We start from the raw sequence: 26,244 nt of genomic DNA, 5'->3' as shown, positions 1-26,244 counted from the left end.
TGTTGTTTGTCAATAGCTTTCAGTTTCTCTTTCAGCAAAGTAATTCTATCGCGGATAATGCGGCGGTCAGTTTCAATTTCTTTTTCGCCTGGACCTCTCAATCCTATACCTCCTTTTTGTTTTGAAAGATGTGTCCACATTCCTGCCAGACGAGTAAGCAAATACTGGTATTGTGCAAGTTCAACCTGAGTTTTTGCATAAGCTGTTTTTGCTCTTTTTGCAAAAATATCCAATATCAGATTAGTTCTGTCTAAAACGCGGCATTTTAAAATATCTTCAATATTCCTCATTTGCGATGGCGAAAGGTCATCATCGAAAATAGCCATGTCAACACTATTGTCGTTTACAAATTTTTTTATTTCGTTGAGTTTTCCCGAACCTATAAAAGTTCGCGGTTCGAAATGTTCAAGTTTCTGAACAAATCTTTTCAACGGAATTCCGCCTGCTGTTTCGGTAAGAAATGAGAGTTCGTCGAGATAATCTTTAACTTCCTGTTCATTTTGTTTTCCTGAAATAACTCCGATAAGTACTGCTGTTTCGGTATTTTGGTTGGTTCTTAAGTTTTTTGGCATTAAATAGTTTCGATATTAATTTTTCTTCAGAAAATAAATATTTTTTAATTTGAGTTTATCATACTCTTATAATGTACGAACTCCTGTATCTTCTTATTAATGATTTTAAATGTTTGTCAGCTTCTTCCTCGCTTAAGAAAGGGCCTATCAGAACTTTGAAAAAACTCTGACTGCCTCTTTGTGCCTTAATTATTATAGAATTTTTCTGATGTTCGGGTAAAAAAGTTTTTATTGTTTGTAAAGCGCCATTGTTGGTTTTGCACGTTGCAACACGAATAAAATATTTTGAACTGTCTTTTATGAAAGTATCAATTTTTTCTATTTTAACACTGCATACGCCATGTTTTAACATATCAAGTTTGCGGGCAGCAACTTTAGAAAGGTCGATTATTCTTGTTTTTCTTATTGCACATCTGTCATTTACTTTTACTATAACAGATTTATTATTTTTTAAATTAGTTACTCTCACATAAGTTCCTAATGCCATTTTGGGATGAGCAGCCGAATATTTTGTTTTAAAATATCTTTCACCGCTTGTAGTTTTTCTGCCTTCAAATTTATCAGAATAATATGTAGCTCTGCCTAACTCAACATATCTAGTTTGAGCAATTGAAACATATAAATAATTAAAGAAAAATAATATTATAAATAATAACCGCATCTTATGAATATTAGATTTATTAGGATTGCTAAGCATCACAAAAATAAAGATATGTAGAAACAAAAACATTTGTTTTACTCAATTTTAACTGAAACGGATAGATTTTTAAGAATTTTTAACAAATTAAAATCTTATTCCGCCCAACAATCTCTTATAATGAATAGCTTCCGTGAGGAGTTCCGTTTTTATATTTTCGTTTTTGCTTAAATCGGCTATTGTGCGCGATACTTTTAAAATGCGGTCGTAAGCCATTTATTTAAAGGTGTTACAATACTATTTTTTAAATAAAAAAAACAATTTTATCAGTTAAATTTTTCAATAAACCGGCATTTGCGGCATAGTGTTTCAATGCGGGTATTGTTTAAAAATCCATTATATATTTTTTGTGCTTTGTCTGAGTTAAAAATCTGCTGTATTTCATTATTCTTAATATTTCCGAGATTTATAATTCCTTCGGCATCGAGGCAGCATGGCGAAACTGTTCCGTTGTATAAAATTGCTATTTGATAACGCAGACCATAACATGTACCTTTAGGTTCATCATAATTGTCGGTAAGATTGGGCCATGAAAATTCGTAATCGGAATTAATGTATAATCTTTCATGCAGTTTCAAACCCTTTCGCGGTTCTATTTTATGCATCAAATCTAACCCGGGAGCAAATGCTTTTTCTATTTCATAAAGAATTGTCTGATTGTCTTGATAATTGTTTTGATTTTCGTTTTTAACATTCCAGAATCGCAGCGAAATCGTTTTGTCAGATTGCAAAACAGCTTTTTTTGTAAACGCTATTACTTCTTTGATGTAGTTGTTTTTATTTTCAGAATTTTGTATTTCCGGATAACAGTGTAATGATATATTTATTTGTCGTAGTGCAGATTTCGACAGTAACATCTCACTCTTATCGGATAGAAGGATGCCATTGGTAACCAAAGCCACACGTAGTTTATACTCGTGACATATGTCGAGCATGTCGATTAATTGCGGATGAAGTAAAGGTTCGCCCTTTACATGCAGGCAAATATAGTTGGTATGCTTATGTATTTTTTTTATAACCTCAGCAAATAATGTTAACGGCATAAATCCTGGATCTCTGTTACAGGCAGAACAAAAGCTGCAACGAAGGTTACATACGTTAGTAATTTCAACATAAATTTTTTTAAAATGCTTCAGTTCCATTAACAGAGGATTATTTAACAGCAAATTATTTTATCCCGCCCAACTATCCCTATCCAAACTCCTGTAATGAATTGCTTCAGCGAGATGTTCGGTTTTTATATTTTCGCTTTCGCTTAAATCGGCTATTGTACGAGAAACTTTTAAAATGCGGTCGTAAGCTCTTGCAGATAAACCGAGCTTGTCCATTGCCGTTTTTAAAATATTCATTCCTGCATCGTCGATTTGGCAATGAGTTTTGAGAAGCTTTGAAGTTATTTGTGCGTTGCAATGAATTCCTATTGTTTCTTTATATCTTGCCTGCTGAATATTTCTTGCTTTAATAACTCTTTCTCTTACCGATTCACTTTTTTCAGATGGCTGAACACTTGAAAGCTCACGGAAAGGAACAGGAGTAACTTCAATATGAATGTCTATCCTATCTAATAGCGGTCCCGAAATTCTGTTTAAATATTTTTGAACAACGCCGGCAGCACAAACACAATCTTTTTCGGGATGGTTATAAAACCCGCAAGGGCATGGATTCATCGAAGCCACAAGCATAAAACTCGCAGGATATTCAACGGTAAATTTCGACCTTGATATTGTTACAACTCTGTCTTCGAGCGGCTGACGCATCACTTCGAGAACTGTTCTTTTAAATTCGGGTAATTCATCAAGAAATAAAACTCCGTTATGTGCTAATGAAATTTCGCCTGGTTGAGGAAAGCTGCCTCCACCAACCAAAGCCACATCACTTATTGTATGATGAGGTGCTCTGAAAGGTCTTACCGTGATAATAGAAATATCTTTTGCAACTTTTCCGGCAACAGAATGAATTTTTGTAGTTTCAAGCGATTCATTAATACTCAAAGGCGGCAATATTGAAGGCAGGCGTTTTGCAAGCATTGTTTTTCCTGCCCCCGGAGGACCAATAAGAATTATGTTATGACCACCGGCAGCAGCAATTTCCAAAGCTCTTTTAATATTTTCTTGCCCTTTTACGTCGGCAAAATCGAATTCATAGTTATTTAATTTTTTATAAAATTCTTCTTTTGTATCAATGTATGTTGGTTCGAGAGAAATTTTATTATTGAAAAAATCTATAACTTCTATTATATTTTTCACACCATAAACTTCCAAACCATCAACAATTGCTGCTTCTTTGACATTTTGTTCGGGTAGTATAAATCCTTTAAATCCTGCTTTTTTTGCCTCAATTGCAATTGGTAATGCTCCTTTGATAGGTTGTAATCCGCCGTCTAAAGAAATTTCACCCATAATAATATAATCACCGATTTTTTCGGCACTAATATATTCCGAAGCAGCAAGAATTCCTGTTGCAATTGTTAAATCATAAGCCGAACCTTCTTTTTTTATATCGGCTGGTGCCATGTTAATAACAATTTTTTTTCCTGGAATCTTATACCCAACGTTCTTCAGTGCTGCTTCTATGCGTTGATGACTTTCTTTAACGGCACTATCGGGTAACCCTACAAGAAAAAAATTTATTCCCTGGTCAACATTAACCTCAACGGTAATTGTAGATGCATTCACGCCGTAAATCGCACTTCCGTATGTTTTAACTAACATATTAAATTACTTATATTTAAAAAAAATACCTTTATCTTTGTTTTTTATTAAAAAATAATTTTTCTTTGCTTATTGTTTTAAATTAATTTTGAAACTTTAAATTATACATTTCGTTTAAATAAAAATGCTAATTTTGAAACAAAAATAGAATAAAACTAACTTCAATGAAAAAGTATTTTATTTATCTTCTTATATTTTTATTTGCTTTTACCGGAGATATTGTTTTTTCGGGATGTGGTTCACATAGAATATTAAAAAAGCATATAAAACATGGTAGGCTATTCACAAAACACTCTATTAAGAAAAGAGCCAGAAGTACGCGAAAACTCAGAAAACGTAAATCTATAAAGTCGAAATCCAAGAATAGAAACAAGAAATTAAAAATTAAGAAATTTGGAGGAACTTATATTGTTAAATAAAGGGTGTTTCTAAAAAAATCATTATTCCAATTCCACAAGCACCATGTCTTTTTTTACCATATCCCCAACTTTAACATATACATCTTTAACAATTCCATCAACAGAAGGAAATAATTTATTTTTCATTTTCATTGCTTCCAAAATAACAAGACATGTTTCGTGAGTAACCCTATCACCTTTTTGTACAGCAACACTAAGTATTTTCCCGGGGATAAAAGCAGTTATTTTTTTAAAATCTCTTTTTTTATAGGGTTTGCGGAGCTGAAATTTTCTGTTTGGTAATGTTTTAAAACTACCATATTCGACAGTTAAATTGATGTATTTATTGCCGCTTCCATTATTATTAAATTCTTTTAACTCTTCCATAATAAAAATTAAGTAACTAACCAGTATCTTTTAAATGTATGTATTTTAATAACTTTTAGTACTAAAATTAAAATGGGGGAATACCATGTTTTTTAGTAGGTCTTGATTCTGATTTATTTTTTGAAATTTCAAGGGCATGAATTAAATAACTCCTTGATTCATTTGGTTCAATTACTGCATCTATATATCCATAAGCAGCAGCAACATAAGGATTTGCAAATTTTTCCTTATATTCTTCAACTTTATCTTTTCTTATCTGGTCAGGATTTTCAGCACTTGTTATTTCGTTTCTGAAAATAATATTTGCTGCACCTTCCGGTCCCATAACTGCAATTTCAGCAGATGGCCATGCAAAAACAAAATCTGCACCAAGATGGCGGGAATTCATTGCTATATAACCACCACCATAAGCTTTGCGAAGAATGATTGTTACTTTTGGCACAGTTGCCTCGCTATATGAATAAAGCATTTTTGCTCCATGTCGTATGACTCCTGCATGTTCCTGGTCAATCCCCGGTAGATATCCTGGTAAATCGACAAATGTAACTAAAGGAATATTGAAAGAATCGCAGAAACGAATAAATCTTGCGGCTTTGTCGGATGAGTCAACATCAAGTACTCCTGCCAAAACAAGAGGTTGATTTGCAACAAAACCAACTGTTTCACCGTTCAGTCGGGCAAAACCTATTACTATATTGCCTGCCCAGTGTTTTTGAATTTCAAAAAAATCGGAATCATCAACAACACATTTAATAATATCTCTCATATCGTAGGGCTGTGAAGCATCAGCAGGCATAATTTCTTCCAGAACATATTTTGTTTTCGGGGGTTTTGGAGGATAAGCATCTGCTTTTTTCTTGTTATTAAAAGGAATGAAAGTAACAAGTTTTTTAATTTGCTCAAAACATTCCTGTTCGGAGGTTGCATAGAAATGTGCGTTACCTGTAATTTCCGCATGAACTTTTGCACCGCCAAGTTCTTCCATGGAAATTTCTTCACCCAAAACGGTCTTAATAACTTCCGGTCCGGTAATAAACATTTTAGAAACTTTTTCTACAACAAAAACAAAATCTGTTAATGCCGGAGAATATACTGCACCACCGGCACAAGGACCAAGAATAACAGATATTTGTGGAATAACTCCGGAAGCTAATGTGTTTCGATAAAAAATTTCACCATAACCCGCTAAAGAATTAACTCCTTCTTGTATTCTTGCTCCACCTGAATCATTTATACCTATTATAGGAACGCAAAGTGTCATGGCATGGTCCATTATTTTTGTGATTTTTCTTGCATGTGCCAATCCAAGGGAACCTCCGGCAACTGTGAAATCCTGAGCAAAAATACAAACAGGATGTTTCATTATTTTACCTGTACCTGTGATAACACCATCGGCATTCAAGCTTTTCTTTTCCATGTCGAACCCCCTTGCCTGATGTGCAACAAAAAGGTCGTATTCATGAAAAGTATCCGAATCTAAAATTGCTTTTATACGTTCTCTTGCAGGTAGTTTTCCCATTGCAACCTGCTTTTCTATAGCTTTCTCTCCTCCACCCATTACTGCAGAAGCCATTCGTTTTTGTAAATCAAGAGTTTTTTGCTTTAAAGACATAATTTATAAATTTTGGTTATAATTTATCTTTGAATATTACGATTATTCATAATCTTTATAATATATGTTATAAACTGCTAAATTGTTTAATTGTTGTTTAATCATTTTATATGTGTTACTTATAATTTACATATAACAATTTAACAATAATTTTATTTTAGTAAACACTAAATTCCTCATACATCATATTTCTTACTAATATTTTTTAGAATATTTTACTTTAAATATATTGTTTTATGAATAGTTTTATTTAAAACGAAATGCGAAATAACTATTTTTTTTGGTTTAAATCTAAAAAAATAATAATATTTTTTCAACTTCTAAATGTTTTACCCATAACATCAGTACGAATAAAACCGAGTAAAAAAATATTGGATTTTAAATATTAAGTTATTAAATTCGCAACTTGCTATCCTTATATTAAGGAAATACATATAAAATCAACGTATTTTTAATAATTAAATTTAATAAATAATATGGAAGACAAAAAAAAATTCATTACATGTGACGGGAACTATGCTGCTGCTCATATTGCATATATGTTCAGTGAAGTAGCTGCAATTTATCCTATCACTCCCTCATCGAACATGGCTGAAAATATTGATGAATGGGCTGCTGCAGGCAGAAAAAATATTTTCGGAGAAACCGTAAAAGTTATTGAAATGCAATCGGAAGCCGGAGCTGCTGGCGCAGTTCATGGTTCATTACAAGCCGGTGCATTAACTTCAACATTCACCGCTTCACAGGGTTTATTACTGATGATACCAAATATGTTCAAAATATCTGGGGAATTATTGCCAGGTGTTTTTCATGTTTCTGCAAGAAGTGTTGCTATTCAAGCGTTATCAATATTCGGCGACCATTCCGATGTTATGAGTACACGACAAACCGGAGTCGCATTGCTTGCTACAGGTAGCGTTCAGGAAATAATGGACATATCCGCTATTGCACATCTCGCTGCAATTAAATCGCGGGTTCCTTTTCTGCACTTTTTCGATGGCTTCAGAACATCTCATGAAATCCAGAAAGTTGAATATCCCGAAACACAGGATATGGCTAAATTACTTGATTATAAAGCCCTGCAGGAATTCAGAGACCGAGCTTTAAGTCCCGAACATCCCGTTACAAGAGGAACGGCACAAAATCCCGACATTTATTTTCAGGCACGCGAAGCATGTAACAAATTTTACGATGCAGTTCCCGATATAGTTGAAGGATACATGAAAGAAATTACAAAAATGACAGGCAGAGAATATCATCCGTTCACTTATTATGGTGCTCCTGATGCCGAAAATATTGTAATTGCAATGGGTTCAATTACCGAAACCACAAAAGAAGTTATTGATTATTTGAGAACCAAGGGAGAAAAAATAGGATTAATTTCTGTTCATTTATATCGTCCTTTCTCTGAAAAATATTTCTTTAATGTTCTTCCTAAATCAGTAAAGAGAATTTGTGTGCTTGACAGAACTAAAGAAGCAGGCGCAAACGGAGAACCTTTATATCTTGATATAAGAAATGCATTTTATGAAAAACAAAATAAACCGTTGATAATTGGCGGCAGATATGGATTAAGTTCCAAAGATACCACTCCTGCAATGATTGTGAGCGTATTCGATAACCTTAAACAAAAAGAACCTAAAAATCAATTTACAGTTGGTATTGTTGATGATGTTACGTTTACATCACTTCCTTTATTACCCGAAATAAGTGTTACACAAAAAGGAACTTATGAAGCAAAATTCTATGGTTTAGGTGCCGATGGTACTGTTGGTGCAAATAAAAATTCAATTAAAATTATAGGTAATTCAACCGATAAATATGCTCAGGCATATTTTGCTTATGATTCAAAAAAATCAGGTGGCATAACTGTTTCTCACTTACGATTTGGCGACAAACCTATCAGAGCGCCTTATCTTGTTGGAACTCCCGATTTTGTTGCATGTCACGTTCCTTCATATCTCAATAAATATGATATGTTAAAAGGTTTGAAAAAAGGTGGTTCTTTCCTTTTCAATAGTATTTGGGATGTTGAAGAAACAAAGAAACGACTTCCCGACCAGATGAAGAAATATCTGGCAGAAAACGAAATAAAATTTTATACAATAAATGCCACAAAAATTGCCGAAGAAATTGGTCTTGGCAACAGAACAAATACCATAATGCAAACAGCATTTTTCAAAGTTTCAAATGTAATTCCATTTGACGTTGCAATTAAGGAAATGAAAAAAGCAATTGAAAAAACTTATGGCAGAAAAGGTGAAGAAATCGTAAAAATGAATTTTGCTTCAGTTGATAAAGGTGCAGATGTAACAGAAATAAAAGTTCCTGCTGAATGGAAAAATATTGAAGTAAAAAAACAAAAAGACGATAGAGATATTCCTGATTATATTAAAAATGTTGTTGATGTTATTAACGCTCAAAGAGGAGATGATTTGCCTGTTAGTACATTCGTTGGTGCAGAAGACGGAACTTTCCCTGCAGGTACAACAAGATTTGAAAAAAGAGGAATTGCAATTAACATTCCTGAATGGCAACCTGATAAATGTATTCAATGTAATCAATGTGCTTTTGTTTGCCCTCACGCTGTTATTCGCCCGTTTTTATTGAATGAACAGGAGTTGAAAAATGCTCCTGCCGGAACGGTAACATTAAAAGGTATTCCTAAGGACCTCAGTGAATACCAATTCAGGATTCAGGTGAGTGCTCTTGATTGTACAGGTTGTGGAAACTGTGTTGACACATGTCCTTCAAAAGAAAAAGCATTAATTATGAAACCTCTCGGAACTCAAATGGAAGAAGTAAAGAGATGGGAATATTTTGAAAAGAATGTTACATATAAAGATACAATAGTACCAAAATCACAATCCGTTAAAAACAGCCAGTTTGCTCAACCATTGTTTGAGTTTTCTGGTGCCTGCGCCGGCTGTGGAGAAACGCCATATCCTAAACTCATAACTCAGTTGTTCGGTGACAGAATGATTGTTGCAAATGCTACCGGCTGTTCTTCAATTTATGGAGGCACTGCTCCTTGTACACCTTATTCTTTTAATAAAGAAGGTAAAGGTGTTGCTTGGGCAAATTCATTGTTTGAAGATAATGCAGAATTCGGACTTGGTATTGCACTTGGTAACAGAAAAATCAGAGAAAGAATTGAAAGGTTGATGAATGAAGCCATGGACAGCAATATTTCCCCCGAAACAAAACAAGCATTCAAAGAATGGCTCGATACAAAACTTGACGGAGACAAATCAAAAGTAGCATCTGCAAAAGTTCTTGCATTACTTCAAAAAGAATCAAGTCCGCTCGCAAAACAAATACTTGATTTGAAACAATATCTTGTTAAAAAATCTGTTTGGGCATTTGGCGGCGACGGATGGGCTTATGATATTGGCTACGGTGGTTTAGACCATGTTATTGCCAGCGGCGAAGATATTAACTTGCTCGTTCTTGATACCGAAGTTTATTCAAATACAGGAGGACAAGCATCTAAATCAACTCCTATTGCTGCTGTTGCTAAATTTGCAGCTTCAGGAAAAACAATAAGGAAAAAAGATTTAGGTATGATGGGAGTTTCTTACGGCTATGTTTATGTAGCACAGGTATGCTCAGGCGCAAGTCAAAATCAATACCTGAAAGCTATCAGAGAAGCTGAAGCATTTCCGGGACCTTCGTTAATTATTGCTTATTCACCATGTATAAATCATGGATTAAGAGCAGGTATGTCAAAATCGCAGGAGCAGGGCAATCAGGCAGTGGAAAGCGGTTACTGGCATTTATATAGATATAATCCTCTTCTCGAAAAAGAAGGCAAGAATCCTTTCCAACTTGACTCAAAAGAACCAAAGTGGGAAAATTTCCAGAACTTCTTGAATTCAGAAGTTAGATTTACATCTTTGAAAAAAATGTTTCCTAAAGAAGCGGAAGAATTATTCAAAGCAGCAGCAGCAGCAGCAAAATGGCGATTTAATGTTTACAAGAAAATGGCATCTTCTTCTGAACTGATTTCTGCGAAGTAATAAATCAAGGAATTCTATTAAAAAAACCGGACATTTAAAATGTTCGGTTTTTTTTGTTATTGTACCCGGGGTGGGAGTTGAACCCACACGACTTTAGCAGTCACAGGATTTTAAGTCCTGCGTGTCTACCAGTTCCACCACCTGGGCAGTAAATAGTTTAAAGTATAAAGATATTTAAAGAACTTTATTTAATAAAACTGAGCGGAAGACGGGACTCGGACCCGCGACCCCGACCTTGGCAAGGTCGTGCTCTACCAACTGAGCTACTTCCGCTTTTAATTATAGTTTGTTTAGAATACCCGATTTCTTCGTTACTCTCGTTTTACAAATCAGTCAAATACGTCGTCAGTATACTCCTGATTTGTAAAACTTCGAAAGCCTCGAACTCGGACATTCTAAACCAAACTCTTGACTTTATGAATAAATACTAAAAATAAATACAAAAATAATAATTTTTTTTTGGAATTCAAATTTTAATAAGATTAATAAGATTTATTTGCTTTTATGAAAAAATGATTTTATATATTTGTTTCGGTTATTTTGGATTGATTATTGCATTTCTTTATTCAAAATTATGATAATGAAAAAAATTACAATAATATTATTTCTTTCATTAGTATCATTTCTTGGCTTTAGCTTTTTTGCAAGTGTTCAGGATGCTACTGATGATATTACCAAAGCAATAAACTCAGGCAATTCCAAAGAACTTGCAAAATTTTTCAATACCACCATCGACCTTACTCTGCCCGGTTATGAAGATACTTACAGCAAAGCTCAGGCAGAAATAATTGTTAAGGAATTTTTTACAAAAAACACTCCAAAAAGTTTTACTGTTATACATAAAGGTTTGTCAAAAGATAATTCACCATACATAATCGGTAAACTCGAAACAAGTAAAAATAGTTTCCGTGTTACGTATCTTTTAAGAAAAGTTTCCGACAAATTTTTAATACATCAATTACGCTTTGAGCCAAAAGTAGAATAACCTACATTCAAAATATGAGTATCAGAAAATTTATTGCCGCTGCCTTAAAAGAAGATATCGGTGACGGCGACCATACTTCTATTGCCTGCATACCGCAAAAAGCAAAAGGTAAAGCACAACTGCTTGTAAAAGAACCATGCATTGTTGCAGGAGTTGAACTGGCAAAAAAAATATTAAAATATACCGATAAAAAAATAAAAATTAATATTATTAAAAAAGATGGTTCATTGGTTAAAGCCGGTAATGCGGTTTTTGTTGTTGAAGGAAATTCGCGCAATATACTTAAAACTGAGCGATTGATTTTAAACTGCATGCAACGCATGAGCGGAATTGCAACTTACACTTTTAAAATTAATGAACTGCTTTACGGCTTGAAAACAAAAATTCTTGATACAAGAAAAACCACTCCCAACTTCAGAATGCCCGAAAAATGGGCTGTAAGAATTGGCGGAGGAATTAATCATAGAGTGGGACTTTATGACATGATACTTATAAAAGATAATCATATTGATTTTGCCGGTGGTGTGGAAAAAGCAATTACAGCCGTAAACGGCTATCTAAAAAAAAATAAGAAGAATCTTAAAATTGAGATTGAAGTCAGGAATTTTAATGAACTAAATGAAGTTTTAAATACCGGCAAAGTTGACAGAATAATGCTTGACAATTTTTCAGTTATTAATTTAAAAAAAGCAATAAAACTTATTAGCGGAAGATATGAAACCGAAGCATCGGGAGGCATAACTGAAAAAAACATAAGGAAAATTGCAGAAACAGGAGTTGATTTTATTTCAATCGGAGCTTTGACCTATAATGCTAAAAGTATTGATATGAGCTTAAAAGCTATAAAATAAAAATTAATATAAAAAATGAACTTAAAAGACAAAATCAAAAGTACATTTCCTGTTTCACTCATTATTGAACTGCTGAAAAAAATAAAAATTTCAGGAACAAAAAACATTTCCTTATATGATGTATTTATTGTATTTTTTGATGGATTAAAGAATGGTGACATAAATACCAGAGCTTCTTCGATATCATTTAATTTATTTTTAGGCATTTTTCCTGCAATAATTTTTTTATTTACACTTGTACCATATATCCCGATAGAAAATTTCCGACCGCAATTAATGGAATTATTAAAATCTATTATCCCTACAGAAACATACGAGGTTGCTAAAACTACTATTGAAGACATAATAAGCCAACCCAGAGGAGGGCTTTTATCTTTAGGTTTTGTATTTGCATTGTTTGTTTCTTCAAATGGTATTAAAGCCATGATTGAAGGGTTTAACCAGAGCTATCATACAGCCGAAACAAGGTCGGGCTTTAAAACTCGAATAATTGCAATGTTGCTTGTGATAATTTTATCGGTTCTGGTTTTTATTGGCATCACTCTGATAATATTTACAGCCGTGACTTTTGAATATATAAACAAATTTGATTTTTTTAAAGGAAATTATATTTTTTATCTTATAATAATTGCAAAATGGCTGATAATTGTGATGCTTTGTTATTTTTCAACTTCATTTATATATTATCTTGGTCCTGCTAAAAAAATAAAATGGAAAAGAATTTCAATAGGTTCTTTGTTTGTAACCGTTTTAATGGTTTTAACTTATATCGGCTTTAATTTTTATATAAATAATTTTGCCAAATACAATGCGTTATACGGTTCAATCGGGACATTAATAATTATGCTTCTTTGGGTTTATATTAATTCACTTGTATTACTTATCGGCTATGAATTAAATGTCAGCATTTACAGAGCTATGAATCCACTTGTCAAAACTGATTAATTAATCACTTTTATATGGCAATAAATTTTCCTTCATATACAGAAATAAGAAATTATGTTTTATGTAATTTCCGGTTGTTATATAACTGCAATGATATTGAAGAAAATGCTATAGAAAATATCTATTGCAAGCATTATGGGAATTATGAAATTACATTTAGAAATATTTTTTCTTCAGAACCAAAATATATAAAATGGAAAAACTTTTCTGTACCCGTTTTTATTTACGACGAAAATTTCAAAGAAGAATATTCAAGCAATGAAAAAATAACCTTCGACATATTTTTAAATTCATTTTTATTTTTATCGGGATGGCAGGAATGGCTCAGCAGCACAAAAGACAGGCATAACAGATTTTCATATAAAGATTCGCTGCAATGTAAATTTGATTTCGTAAAACTGCCTGTTGTAAATGTTTATTTTGAAATTTTAAAAGAAATACTGCAAAAAAATGGAATAAACATTCAAAATAAAAAAAACAATTCACAAATAATTTTAACACATGATATTGATAGTTTAAATTCTGGCTGGCTCGAAGATTCGGCATATTATTTAAAATGTTTTGGTTTAAAATCAATATATAAAATAATAAATATTTTATTCAATAAATTTTTACTTTGTAACGACAGTTATTTCGAAGCATTCAGAAATCTCATTGAGCTTGAAAAGAAACATAATGTAAATTCGATTTATTTTTTCCTTTCAAGTAAAAATTCTTTAGATGCAAATTATAAATTAAACAATCCAAAAATATTAAAATGCACAAAGCAGATATTTGAGAATGGTTCGCTTGTGGCATTTCATCCCGGTTATGATACTTCTGACAATGAATATTTATTTCAGAAGCAATTGAGAATATTTAATGCTTTGTTTCCCAAAATGCCTGCAAAAAAGGTACGACAACATTTTTTGAAGTATGATGTACGAATTACAAGTAAAATTCATGAAATTTCAAATATTGAAGAAGATTATTCGTTGGGCTTTGCTGAACAATATGGTTTTAGAAATTGCATCGCAAATCCGTTTTATTTATTCAGATTTGATGAATGCAGAAAATCAGAAGTCATTGAAATTCCATTGTTTTTTATGGATGGAACATTATCGCATTATTTAAAAGATGGCAAGGATAAACATTTTGAAGAAATAATAATTCTCTTACAGGAATTGAAAAATAATTTTAATTTTTGCTTCTCGGTTTTATTTCATAATACAGCATTTTCCGATTTAAAGTACAATGGATTTACTTCGTATTATCTTAAATTAATTGAATGGACGAAAGAAAATAATATTTTGTTTGATGTAGAAATCTGAAGAAATTATTTTTTAATTTTCAATTTTATCTTACTTAAAAAAATAATTATAAAAGAATTTATATCTTCCGACACTTTCAGATAATAAACAGGAATAACAAAAATAACAGTACATATCAGCGAGCGTACTATTACATCAACTATAAGATTTCCCATATAATTTATTTCACCCGAAATTAATGAAACACAAATGCAAATTATTAAAACCAAAAGATGTTTGAAATTAAGAGGATGTATTTTGAATTTCAATTGAATAAAAATAACTCTCAAAGCATTATAAGTGAAAATTGTAAGTAAACTTGCAATAGCAGCACCTTCCATGCCATAAATAGGAATAAGAAGTTTGTTTAAAAATATTGTAAGAAAAATTAAAACTACAGTAAACAACAAGTCCCAACGATAATTTCTGGAAGTAAATAAAATTGTTCCGTTCACTCCGGTGTACATATCACACATTTTCGCAAATCCTAAAATTAGGAAAACATATTTTCCGCTTTCATATTCGGAAGGGATAAGAGATAAAATATTATTAAAATTAACCCACAATAAAATAAAAACAAATCCGCCGGTTACAAGATTTACCGAAGAAGTTTTTTTGTAAACATCTGCCATCGTTTTCATATCTCTTTTTTTCCACGATTCGGAAATAATAGGAGCAGATACTTTTGCAATTGCTTTATAAGGTATCATCATTACACTTGTTATGAAAAGCACCGTTGTATATATTCCTGTTGCTTTAAGATTTATCATCCCTGCAACCATAAGCGAATCAACAATTGTGAGAAACTGATAACTTATTGTGTTTACAAATGAAAATAAACTGTAAACAAAAATTATTTTCAGTAATCTTTTTAAAATCGATGAAACTATTGGCTTAAAGTAAAATTGTTTCAGGAAAATTATATAAATCAAAAGAATAAATGTCGGCAAAGAGTTTGCTAAAAGATAAATTATGAAAAATTGGTGGAAGTCAACGATTTTCAATGCAAACAACACTATCGAAACCGAAACGAATACTCTAAGCAATATCTCGTAAGCAAATACAGGAACAACATTTTTAAATAACGACCTCAGATAATTATCAAAAAGATTGAAAAATAAAATTGCAAATGCCAAGGGAATTAAATAAAGATAATATTCGGAAATAAGCGGAGAATTTTTCTGATAATAATTTATAATAGGATTTTTAAATAGAAGGAATAACGTTGCAAATATTATAAATCCGAAAGTAATAACAGTAACCGCCCAAAACAAATAACCATTATGTTTTTTATCTTTTGTTTTGAAAAAAGGAAAAAACCGCAGTGTTGTACTATTCATTCCGAGTGCAGAAAGTTGCGCAATGATAGTAGCCATCGGAATAATAATATTTGCCAGACCTACCTGTTCGGTTGTAAGGAAATTTGTAAACAGCAGGATTTTGTTGAAATAACCTATTGTCGCACCAATGTACGAAAGTACCGTTATCTTAATACTATCTCTCTGAACAATTCCCATTTAAAATAAATTATGAATTTCAAAGATATTAATAAAATTTTAACTTTGTTTTATATTTGAATTTTTCTCAATGAGCAACAACGACTTAAAATATAATCACACAGAAGTTAAAGAAATATACGAAAAGCGATATTCAAACTTCACTTCTTTGCCTGCATATTATCTTGAAGAAAGAAAATACAAAAGAATTTTCAATAATATTTTTACAAATTTTAAAGTTGATATTAAAAAGTTTCCAAACTATATTGACATAGGTTGTGGCTTGGGAATTAAAACGTATATATTATCCGAATATTTTGAAAAATCTACAGGTATTGATTTTTCAGAAAATGCAATAAATATTGCAAAGCTTTTAAACGCCAAGCCAAATGTTGAATTTGAAGTTGCAGATGTTAAAAATATTTCTTCCTCTGAAAATAAATTTGATTTTATAACTGCTTTTGGATTGTCGGTTCTTAATGTTAAAGATGTTGAACAAATTAAAAATGAAATTCTGAATATTATAAATCTTTATGCAAAAAAGGAAAGTTATATTGTTGTATCTTCATCTACCGATTTTTCGGGAAGCGTACCAGCCGGTTGGTATTACCACTCCAGAAAAGGTTTGAAACAATTAGTTGATTCAATAAATAGCATCGAAAATTTAACCTGTAAAATATATTTTAATCACTGCGATTTTAAAAATTATTTCCTACACGGATTTGAAACTTTTGCAATAGAACTTTATAGATTATTGTTTTCAAGGAAAAGGGATTATTATTTGGTGGTGAGGGTTAAACAATTGTCTTGACTATGATTTTTGGAATTTTATATTTTTTATTTGTTAGTATTTTAAAGTTTAAACTATTTTCTCCAAAATTAATCAATAACCCGATTTCAAGATTATATGCTTCGAGGTAATTTAGCACCCAGCTGGGGTTTTTATCTCTTTTTTATTTACCTATTTCAAAAAATCCCACAACCCAAAGCAACAAAGGGAAGAGCAGAAAGAGAATAAAAAAACATTGTACAACAAAATAAATAATGCCAAGCATTCTATCTGCTTTTATTCTAATTAACTTTTCTTTGCCAAAAAGATTAATCCAATAATTAGCAAAGAAAAGCGTAAAAGCGAATAGATTTGTAATTGCTAAAACCCTTGTTAAAGAAGGATATAAATAACCTTGGTATAAAATTCCAAAGACAATTAAAATATTTGCTGTTATGGTCGTGAATATCGACAATAGCACGGTAATAGTAACATTCTTTATTCTCAACATATTTAAGGGATTTTGTAAGGGTTAATGAATGTTGTTTTGAATAAGGCAGGTACACCAATAGCAGTACCTGCCATAATTGAATAAAATCCTTGCTGCAAATCGTACCCACCTGTCCCCATTTGTGCTGTAAGCCCGTTAAATATTTGCCTTAGCCCAAGTTTGTATTGGTCAGCAACAAATCTATAATCAACAGGAAGAACATATCCATTTATAAATACTGATTTAGGTCCTTTTGCCCCAAAAGCATCATATCCTTTATCGTGCGCCATACTGATTGCATCTCTATGGTTTAAAGGAGGTAAAGAATAACCAACGGGATTGTTAGAACCAGTATAAGTATCTCCGAATGTATTTTGACCACCTTTCTGCCCACCACCACCACTCTTTTCCTCACTTTTCACATTACTAAAATCTATAAATGGAATAAATTTACAACTTATTACAGATGAACCCGGAATACTTCCCCCTATTCCAGTATTGGATTCATATGTCATCGCGCCATCATTTGATATATATGAACAATCCACCCACATTCCTCTTTGATTTCCGCTATAAGAACCACCGCCTAATAAATAAAATCTATCAATAGATTTTTGATATTCCATCATAATTACGTTTAACGCTTCTCTTTGCCTGTCATAACATTCTTTTTCGTTACTATAACTTCCATCGATATTTCTTGAATAGGAGTCGGACTTTGCTTGAAGTTCAGCACTTGATAAATTCTGGTCAATGAACCATTGCCAGTCAAATTTATACCCACTCGGATCCGTAAACTTCAACGGGTTATTCACACAATAGCTATAACGGTTGTAACATTGTGAGCCGGTAGCATCTTGTACAAGTATATCGGGGCTGAGGAAGCGGCCTACTAATGGGTCGTAAACTCTACCGTTCATATTTATAAGATTGAACTCGCTTAAATGTTCGTGCATTGTAAAACCATGAGGTGTAATACTTAATGTAGGCACGCTCGTATAACTCCAATCATTTGGGTTTCGCATTCTGCCCCAAGCATCGTAGCTGTATTCGGCTTCTTTGTTGCCGTTCTGGTCGAGATAGCCGGTAACAGAACCAAGATGGTCGCTCATGATATAGTGAAATGTATTTGTGGTGCCTTGTTTTATGCAAACTGCTCCGCCTGTTAAATAATAATATTCTTTTATTTGTCCGCCTCGGTCTTCCATTTCGTAATTACCAAAATAATATCGTGTGTATTGCAACAAACTGTTTTGGCTTACTTCCATATAACTCCTGTTTATGTCGGGACCATAATTTATTTTCGAATAATATTGCCCTTCGGTAATGTCATTTAATTTATCGAACTTGGTATAAGTAACATTTTGCAGTATTTGCGATATTGGACAATTATCAATTTTCGTAACAGCATTTATTTTTGTTGGGTCATAAACATAATTGCCAGCATCGGATTTGTTCAAAATATTTCCATTGTCGGCATAAGTCATGTCGAGGGTTTTTATACTGTTTTTGTAAACTTCTTTCAAGCGGTCAATATTATCGTAAGTAAATGATTCGGTAAAGTTACGTAAAATATCTTTTCGCCAGTTAAGATTTCCTGTTGCAATATCAAAATCGTACCCGGTTTGCTTGAGTATTGTGGAACTTTTAAGATATTTTTCGGAAGACAAGAATCCATAATCGGTGTATGTTTTTTCCAAAGTATTATTGGCACCTAGTTGCTGTGATAATGGCTGAAGAATATTATTAACTGAATTAAGCTTCCATAATGTCTGGTTGTTTTGCGCATCTTTAACTTCCTTAAGGTTGCTGTAATTATCGTATAAATAATTAACTTTATATCCCTGCGGGTCAACAACCGATGGATAAGTTACATTATCAATTCTTCCATAATTGTCGTAAACTGTATTTGTGATAAAGGTTTTACTTTTTGCAGGAATCTCTTCTTTAACCTGATTATTGCGGGATAGCGCATCGTATTTATAACTTACTTTTATCGGACTTGCTCCTGGACATGTTACATAGCCAATCTTTCCTATGCCATTAGGTTCGTTGTCGTAAACATAAGTATATGCACCATCGGTTCCTGTTTTAGTAAGTAATCTGCCAAGTTTATCGTAAGTTAAATTATATATTTCTTTGGGTGTTGTTTGTGTTTTCAGTTCGCCAGTAGAAAAATAATCATATTGAGTAGTTCCGTAATTCTGTTCAATAAGTTTTTTCTGAAAACCATAATCGGGGTCGTATTCTAATGTGGTTACAACTCCGATATTGCTGGTAATACTTATAACTTTTCCCATGTCGTTGTATGTGTAATATAATTCGCCCTTTTCATCTTTTGCTTTAATTACGTTTCCGGCTGCGTCCATTACAGTTATTTTGGAGCGATTGGGAGTTACACTCATATCGGTTTGGGTGTATGTAAGCAAATTATAAGTATATGAAACATTTTTTAAAGGAGATACCACTTGTTGAGGTCGCCCTATATCATCCCATGTATAGCTTATTGTAATTGTTCCTGTGGTGTTGGCTTTGGGGCTGTTGGTTTCAACAAGCTGACCTTTTTCGTTGTACTTTTGTGTTGTTGTAACCAATACATCATTAAAGCCCTTGGTTTCCGATTTAACAACTCTGCCTGCGATGTCGTAATATTGCCTTGCCGGTGCAGTTTTGTCGGCAGTTGATTCAACATAGTACATAATGTTGCCATCCAAATTCCATGAATATGTTTGTGCTGCTTTGGTATTGTTGGGCATCGTGGTTTCCGATAATCTTCCAAAGCCATCGTATTTAAAACTTGTTATAAGTCCGTTTTCGTCTTTGCTCCAAATTACATTTCCTGTTTTTGAGTCATATTGCGCTTCATTAACAATATTAACAGGAGTAGAAGTCGAAATTTTAGTTGTTTTAGTTACAAAGCGTTTTGTGGCGTCATATAAAAGTTGAGTTTCTCTTGTATCAATATCGGATGCGATTATTTTTACATTTTGCAATAAGCCATAATCTGCATCATAAGAATATGATGTTGTAATGCTTTTAGGTTTTCCGGGGTCTTGTATTATTTGTTCCTGTACACCGGTAGTAGCGTTCCACACATAATCAGTTTCTCTCGAATACCAAGATGTTCCGGTTTTAGTGGATTTTGAAATAGTGGTTTCTGGTTTGTTGGGCAACCATGAACCTGCCGAAATATAGGTATTTATTTCCTGCGCTTGCCAATCGGGATTTGTTGCGGACAAAGAATTATATTTTTTTGCAGTGCTGTTCAGCAAATTTCCATTATCCTGGTCCCATGTTAAAAAATTTTCAGAATAAGTGGAAGTAAGAAAATCGGTTGTTTTAGTATAGCTATTATATGTTGTAACCCTTGTCTTATCAAAATTTTTAAATAAATAAGAATATTCTTTTCTTGACACAAGAGAATTATTGGGTTTTGTTATTTCGTTTTTCGAGAGATATGTTAAAATATAATGATTTGCATCGGTTATTTGTCCTGATTCCTTAAAGCTATAATAATCATTTGAAATTAAAGAAGGTGTTTTTGTAATTACTTTTGAAAAGCCAAGAAAACCTCCTCCATTTATATGTATTCTTCCATCTTCGTAGCAGTATTTTGTTGTATTTTTTATCCAATTATCCTGCCCATCTTTAATTCCTGAATTTGATAAAACTTTATCAACAACATAAAAAGGGAATGCACATTTAATAATATTCGGTGAAGTTATTGGGGCAGAAGTTTCGGTATAAACATTGTCATTATTTGTAACATCCACGGGGTTCTGATAAGTTACCGGTTTGTATGAAATTTCAATGCTACTATTAAATCCATTTGTGATTTTATTAACAAAGTTTTCATTTCTTACAAGAATTATATCGCTTCCATTGGTGAGTTTTCTTGAGTTGAAATAAAAAGGTCTGTGCAAAGCAGAATTTATTTTATCAGGTATAAACAAATCAGCTATTCCGTCGCCGTTAAAGTCGGCGGTGATAGCTTCATATTGTGCTATCTCGGAGCTATAGCCACTTATAAGTCCAAAACTTTTAGGAACATAAATAGGATTTCCGCTATTATCAAAACCTTTAAAAAGATAAGCCGTTAGTGTAAAGTTTTGGTCGGAAGTACCGTCGTCTGCAAAATAAATCAGGTCTGTTCTTCCATCACCGTCAACATCAGTTGGGGTAACAAAATGTCTTATGTTATAACCTAAATCTAAATAATAAGAATAATCAAAATAATCACCTTCATTATCTCCATGAGGTTTATCTCTTGAAGAACCATCATTATGAAAGTAATTTTGCAAAAGCAAATTTTGAGGAATTGGAATATTTGTTGTATTTTCCAGAAATGCTGAGGAAAGGTTGCCTGTTGAATAATACACTCTGAAAGAATGGTTAACTGTTTTACTATAATCTGATGCATCAACAGTTGAAACGATAAAATCTGTTTTACCATCGTTATTATAATCAGAGGGAATTATATATTCATTTATTTTAGGCCCATAATCTCCAATGGAGGTTAATTGTACTTGTCCATTTATAATTTTACAAATATAATTATACGTTAAGTAACTGTAATCTGGATCTGAACCCGATGAGCCAGAACTTATTCCTCCGCTTGAAATAAATAATTCAGTAATACCGTTACCATCAAAATCAATAGGAGAAACTCTTTGTATCAATGTATTTCGTATTCCAGAGGGTGAAATAATTCCTATTGGTAAATCCACGTGTTCCAACTTATTATCAAACATATTTGTATTTTTATTAAACTGAAACCAGCTTAATTTAATATGATGTCCGTTGGTACCATTACAACCTTCTTCTGCAATTATTATTAAATCGTTACTTATTCCATCGCCATCGTAATCACTTATTGAATAATGAAAAACAGCATGTTCATCTCCATGATATCCATATTGCATAAATGTCTGGTGTTTATCAACTGATGGATAATCTCTGTCAAATGCTACGTACCCATTTCCGGGATTTAATTTTTGAAAGCCGCTTCCATTATCATTAAGAAATACCCTGACAAAAAACCTTATTGGTTTTCCTTGATTAGGCCCATATTCACTTACAACAGTTTTATTTAATTCTACTATATCCGATTTTCCGTCTCCGTTCAAATCATAAGAAGCTCTTGAAGAAATAGGTGTACTGCATATAGGAAACCTAGGTCCATAAACACGGTCTAAAGTTTTTTCGTTTATTTCCCTCTCTGATATTCCTGAGCCATTATTAGTATTGAAAAAACCCTTATAAGAAGATTCCCATCTCATAAATTTATCAGGAACCCCTGAACCAATACTAGACATAATATGAGCTTCTCCTTTCGGCCATAAAAAACAATTTCTTTCTCTTGCATATACAAATGAATTTTGACCAATTCCATCTGAGAATACAGAATTAAATGCTCTCTTATATGTAGAGCCGTTATTTGATGAAAATTCGCTTGATAATACTTGCATTGTATTGTTTTCATCATTACTATTGTAGGTAACAATATCGGGAAAGCCATCATTATTATAATCAATAATTGCAGAATATCTTTCTACTGCAGCTTCAGAACGAGGCGGACCGTTGTAGGGAACTTCATAATCATAAGCTTCATTATCAATACCCCATTCTATTATTGTTGAGTTAAGTTTGCTGTCATCACTTCCGTATTCCACAACTTCATTCAGACGAGAATAAGTCAACTGGCTTCCATCGAAAGAAGATTTATCGGTATAATTAAATTCATATTTGTGAACAACTACCCCCTGACTTTCTGTTCTTATTTTTTTAAGAATTACATTATTTGAAGCAAAGCTTCCACCCGCTATATAGCTAATATCTATATTTGCTGTTGCTTCATAAAAAAAGTAAATTTTATTAACAGGAGCAAGATTTTTATTTGTATTTTTTGTGTATTCAATTCTTTCGAGCCACCATTCAACAGGGTTCGAGCCCGGAGATGCACTATTATTATGATAGTAATATTCTACTGAATTTGAAAATTTATCAATAACTCTGGTCAGAAGCCATGTCATAACTGTATTTGAACATCCCTGAAATAATACTCTTGAATCAGCCGAATTACCATATTCAAGCACCATTCCGTCTTTTGTGGTAACTTTAAAATACTGATAGCCGTGTCCCTGAGTACTCATTGCCTCTATTTTACTAAAATCTTCCAATTCTTTTCTAAACACAGTTCCTCCTGCATTAACCAATCTCATGCCGTCAATTTCATAATTGGAAGGAGAATTGCAATCCACTCCTTCAATTTTATTATTATTATATAAATTTTTACCAACAACATTTATTGCCGAAAGACAAGACAATCCCCATTTCAAACCCATTATACCCGTGCCTGAATTGCTGGAATAATTAATACTTATGTTTGGCTGCATACCATTTATTCCAGGTGGAACAGCAATCGGAATACTATAATTTGCAGTACCTCCGGAATTTACACCAAAGTTTCCTGCTGTTGCTCCAACAGGTAAGTTGGTATTAAATGGTCTGGTTCCTGATGTAAATGGATTTTGAATATAATTTGTAGGACAAACAATATTCTCATTCGTCCTTACAGCTAAATTATTTGTTCCTGTTGGTTTATAACTAAAACCTGGTTCGAGATAAACAGCATCCCTTGCTTCTCTTACATAAGTAGCATCGTTGAATAGTGTATTCAAACTGCAAGAGGGGTTATTCGGGCAAGATTGCTGCGAATATATTATGCCTGCATTTAAAAGCACTGCTGCTATTAAATATTTTTTTATTGTTCTCATATTCTTATAGTTATTAGTCATTGGTCAATAGTCATTATGTTTTATTGTTGAATTGCTAAATTGTTAATTGCTCATTGCTTCATTAGTACCCATTCCTTTGTTTTATTATCAACAATAATTTTCAGCACATAATTTCCTGCCGACGTACTTGAAATATCGAGCATGTTTGTTGAAGTAATATTTTTGTTTTCGTAAATCACTCGTCCCTGCATGTCGGTAATTATTATTAATCCGGTTGTTGCTGATGGCAGGTTTGTAATATCAATTTTCAATTCGCCTTTTGTGGGGTTTGGAAAAACTGTAATTTTTTGTTCGCCCAAAACACTCTCGTATTTCTCATTATCTTTATTGTCTTTTGCTAATTGGGTGCTGTCGGTTTTATTTTTAGTGCTGTCAATTGGAGGTGGGGTATTTCTCAATACAATTACTGCACGACATGTTCTGTTGCCCGCAACATCGTAAGAATATTGGTAGTCATTCTGCGATTTAACTGCTGTTATTGCGAGCAGAATGATGATTGTTAAGATTAGTTTTTTCATTTTAAATAATTTTATATTGTTTAATAACTATTTATTTTCAATATTAGCAACTCGTTGTTTAAGGTTTTCATTTTCCTTTTTCAAATCAATCATATAAAGAGTAAGTTCTTCGATTTTTCTGAGCAACATATCATCCATTTCGCCAACTTTGTATCCGTTCTTTTTAAATTCTTCTGCCGATGGTACTTCTGGTAAGTGTTTGTTCTTATTTACAAAGTTTTCGATTTCTGATAATGAACGTAATTTGTAATTTTTTTCAAAAACATAGTCCGAAGCCGGAACATCTGTAACTACCTTAACTTCTTTGCATACTATACTGCCATTAACAGCAAGTTTAAATGTTTGCTCACCAACAGTGTTGTTTGTAGTTCCAATGCCGACGTTGCCACTTTCACCTATTCTCATTTTTTCAGTTAAACTACCAGCAGTACCTGTATAAAAAACAAGTCTTCCTGCCCCACCAGATTTTACACTTAAACCAATTTTTGCTCTCGCATTTAAAGAAGCAGTATTGTTATTATGAGAAAAAGCAAGAAAAACATTGTCTTCTGCGTTAGCAGTTGTTCTTGAAAGATGAAGTAAATCTTCACTTGCTGAGCTAACGGATAAAGTTGTTTGGGGGCTTGTTGTTCCTATGCCTACGTTACCATTATCTGTATTTATAGTCATTTTTTCCTGCCCATTATTATTTGCAAAATTTATCAATCCAGATGTAGTCCATGGGCTATAAATAAAAGTATTTCCTGATGAAATCCCTAGAATTTTAACTACTCCACCAGTTGCTCTGGTAATTCGGTAATTGCAATTAACACCTATTGCTACATCTCCATTCACTTCCAATTTAGCTACAGGAGTTGTTGTCCCAATACCAACGTTGCCATCGTGTAATATTGTCATCTTAGTACTAAGCGTTGTGCCATTTGTTGTCATAAATTCAATTCTTGAATTTTGATTACTAGCGTCCCATTGATTCATTGCAAAAGCAGTTATTTGAGCACCTGTGTAGGCTGTACCCAATACTTTTCCTTGAAAAAGTACACTTCCAAAATAAGTTGATGAGTTATGAGGAGTATTAGTGCTTACAAATCGCAAATCGCCACCAAATCCGGTTAGCTGTGCATCATTTCTTTCAATAGTTATGCAAGGATATGTATTGCCAGCAGTACCATATAAATGCAGCATAGAGGTTGGCGTAATTGTTCCTATTCCTATTCTACCTGTTGTTAAATCCTGAAAAATATTGCTATTAGTTGTACCACCTGTAATAAATTTAGGTATGTAATTTGGTGTTTGCGCTTTAAGTAAATTACAGATTGCAATCATAAAAAATGCCGTTAAAATCAAAATTTTTGTTTTCATGATTAATTTAGTTTTAAGTTAATAATTTATTATTTTTAATTGTTTTTGTTCATTGTTAATTTATTCATTAAAGAATTTTGAATTTGTTTTGTCATTTGCAAAAATATAATGAAAAAAAACAAGAAATGAGAAAAAGGGGGATTTGGTATGTTCTGGTTAGAATTCGCTGGGATTTTTTAGGGATTCGGTAAAAAACAATCCATTTTTTGGGGTAAAAATGAAAAAATCAGACGTCCTGAGTTGTGACAATTAGTGCGGTAACAAATTCCATTTTTTTATTAGTTGACTTAAATTGCTTTTAACAATCTTATCTGTAGGCGATATAAATTTAAATTTCTCTTTAGTCAAT

Annotated in this window: 19 protein-coding genes and 2 tRNA genes; 7 read left to right on the top strand and 14 right to left on the bottom strand. The window is 32.6% G+C overall.

Annotated elements, in window-relative coordinates:
* The 5 genes from hflX to WC223_11940 all read right to left on the bottom strand — a co-directional run.
* A partial coding sequence (gene hflX, locus WC223_11960) for a GTPase HflX (protein MFA6924951.1) occupies positions 1-572 on the bottom strand: 572 nt, incomplete at its 3' end.
* Positions 573-630: 58 nt separating this feature from the next.
* Complete coding sequence (locus WC223_11955) at positions 631-1,302, bottom strand: septal ring lytic transglycosylase RlpA family protein (GenBank protein MFA6924950.1); 672 nt, start codon at positions 1,300-1,302, stop codon at positions 631-633.
* A gap of 54 nt (positions 1,303-1,356) precedes the next feature.
* Complete coding sequence (locus tag WC223_11950; GenBank protein MFA6924949.1) at positions 1,357-1,485, bottom strand: hypothetical protein; 129 nt, start codon at positions 1,483-1,485, stop codon at positions 1,357-1,359.
* Positions 1,486-1,535: 50 nt separating this feature from the next.
* On the bottom strand, positions 1,536-2,411 hold the full coding sequence (locus WC223_11945; protein MFA6924948.1) for a radical SAM/SPASM domain-containing protein: 876 nt from the start codon (positions 2,409-2,411) through the stop codon (positions 1,536-1,538).
* Positions 2,412-2,441: 30 nt separating this feature from the next.
* A complete protein-coding gene (locus tag WC223_11940; protein ID MFA6924947.1) occupies positions 2,442-3,980 on the bottom strand; it encodes a YifB family Mg chelatase-like AAA ATPase in 1,539 nt (512 codons plus the stop codon).
* A 164-nt stretch (positions 3,981-4,144) separates the two neighbouring features.
* Here WC223_11940 and WC223_11935 point away from each other — a divergent pair, with 164 nt between their 5' ends.
* Entirely contained in the window at positions 4,145-4,399 is a 255-nt protein-coding gene (locus WC223_11935; GenBank protein ID MFA6924946.1) for a hypothetical protein, read from the top strand.
* Positions 4,400-4,420: 21 nt separating this feature from the next.
* Here WC223_11935 and WC223_11930 read toward each other — a convergent pair whose 3' ends face one another.
* Entirely contained in the window at positions 4,421-4,765 is a 345-nt protein-coding gene (locus WC223_11930) for an acetyl-CoA carboxylase biotin carboxyl carrier protein subunit (protein MFA6924945.1), read from the bottom strand.
* Positions 4,766-4,832: 67 nt separating this feature from the next.
* Positions 4,833-6,377, bottom strand: a complete 1,545-nt coding sequence (locus tag WC223_11925) for an acyl-CoA carboxylase subunit beta (protein MFA6924944.1) — start codon at positions 6,375-6,377, stop codon at positions 4,833-4,835.
* 476 nt (positions 6,378-6,853) lie between these two features.
* On the opposite strand from WC223_11925, the gene nifJ reads away from it, so the two are divergent.
* Positions 6,854-10,396, top strand: coding sequence for a pyruvate:ferredoxin (flavodoxin) oxidoreductase (gene nifJ / locus WC223_11920; protein MFA6924943.1), 3,543 nt, complete (start codon positions 6,854-6,856; stop codon positions 10,394-10,396).
* Between the two features lie 62 nt (positions 10,397-10,458).
* On the opposite strand, the gene WC223_11915 is transcribed toward nifJ, so the two are convergent.
* Positions 10,459-10,543, bottom strand: a tRNA-Leu gene (locus WC223_11915).
* Between the two features lie 53 nt (positions 10,544-10,596).
* Positions 10,597-10,669, bottom strand: a tRNA-Gly gene (locus tag WC223_11910).
* A gap of 307 nt (positions 10,670-10,976) precedes the next feature.
* Between WC223_11910 and WC223_11905 the strand changes: the two genes are divergently transcribed.
* Genes WC223_11905 through WC223_11890 form a run of 4 tightly spaced genes read left to right on the top strand, consistent with a single transcriptional unit; the run spans position 10,977 to position 14,487 of the window.
* Positions 10,977-11,381, top strand: a complete 405-nt coding sequence (locus WC223_11905) for a DUF4783 domain-containing protein (GenBank protein ID MFA6924942.1) — start codon at positions 10,977-10,979, stop codon at positions 11,379-11,381.
* Positions 11,382-11,395: 14 nt separating this feature from the next.
* Entirely contained in the window at positions 11,396-12,232 is an 837-nt protein-coding gene (nadC, locus tag WC223_11900; GenBank protein ID MFA6924941.1) for a carboxylating nicotinate-nucleotide diphosphorylase, read from the top strand.
* Between the two features lie 15 nt (positions 12,233-12,247).
* Positions 12,248-13,177, top strand: a complete 930-nt coding sequence (locus WC223_11895) for a YihY/virulence factor BrkB family protein (protein MFA6924940.1) — start codon at positions 12,248-12,250, stop codon at positions 13,175-13,177.
* A 14-nt stretch (positions 13,178-13,191) separates the two neighbouring features.
* Positions 13,192-14,487 carry a hypothetical protein gene (locus tag WC223_11890; GenBank protein MFA6924939.1) on the top strand — a complete coding sequence of 432 codons (1,296 nt, stop codon included), beginning with the start codon at positions 13,192-13,194 and terminating at the stop codon, positions 14,485-14,487.
* A gap of 5 nt (positions 14,488-14,492) precedes the next feature.
* Here the strand turns inward: WC223_11890 and WC223_11885 are convergent, their stop codons facing one another.
* The gene (locus WC223_11885; protein ID MFA6924938.1) at positions 14,493-15,983 is read right to left on the bottom strand and encodes an oligosaccharide flippase family protein; all 1,491 of its coding nucleotides are present in this window, start codon (positions 15,981-15,983) and stop codon (positions 14,493-14,495) included.
* A gap of 70 nt (positions 15,984-16,053) precedes the next feature.
* On the opposite strand from WC223_11885, the gene WC223_11880 reads away from it, so the two are divergent.
* Complete coding sequence (locus tag WC223_11880; GenBank protein MFA6924937.1) at positions 16,054-16,773, top strand: class I SAM-dependent methyltransferase; 720 nt, start codon at positions 16,054-16,056, stop codon at positions 16,771-16,773.
* Between the two features lie 142 nt (positions 16,774-16,915).
* Here the strand turns inward: WC223_11880 and WC223_11875 are convergent, their stop codons facing one another.
* From WC223_11875 to WC223_11860, 4 genes are all read right to left on the bottom strand, one after another.
* Complete coding sequence (locus WC223_11875; GenBank protein ID MFA6924936.1) at positions 16,916-17,242, bottom strand: hypothetical protein; 327 nt, start codon at positions 17,240-17,242, stop codon at positions 16,916-16,918.
* A gap of 2 nt (positions 17,243-17,244) precedes the next feature.
* Positions 17,245-23,997, bottom strand: coding sequence for an RHS repeat-associated core domain-containing protein (locus tag WC223_11870; GenBank protein MFA6924935.1), 6,753 nt, complete (start codon positions 23,995-23,997; stop codon positions 17,245-17,247).
* 71 nt (positions 23,998-24,068) lie between these two features.
* Positions 24,069-24,536 (bottom strand): T9SS type A sorting domain-containing protein, encoded by a 468-nt coding sequence (locus tag WC223_11865; protein MFA6924934.1) that lies wholly within the window; start codon positions 24,534-24,536, stop codon positions 24,069-24,071.
* 27 nt (positions 24,537-24,563) lie between these two features.
* Positions 24,564-25,895: a hypothetical protein gene (locus WC223_11860; GenBank protein ID MFA6924933.1), complete on the bottom strand. Its 1,332-nt coding sequence runs from the start codon at positions 25,893-25,895 to the stop codon at positions 24,564-24,566.
* Positions 25,896-26,244 lie beyond the last annotated feature (349 nt).

The organism is Bacteroidales bacterium (assembly GCA_041671145.1).
In the GTDB taxonomy this organism is placed as follows: Bacteria; Bacteroidota; Bacteroidia; order Bacteroidales; family JAHJDW01; genus JAQUPB01.
This window is presented reverse-complemented; position numbering and strand designations above follow the sequence as displayed.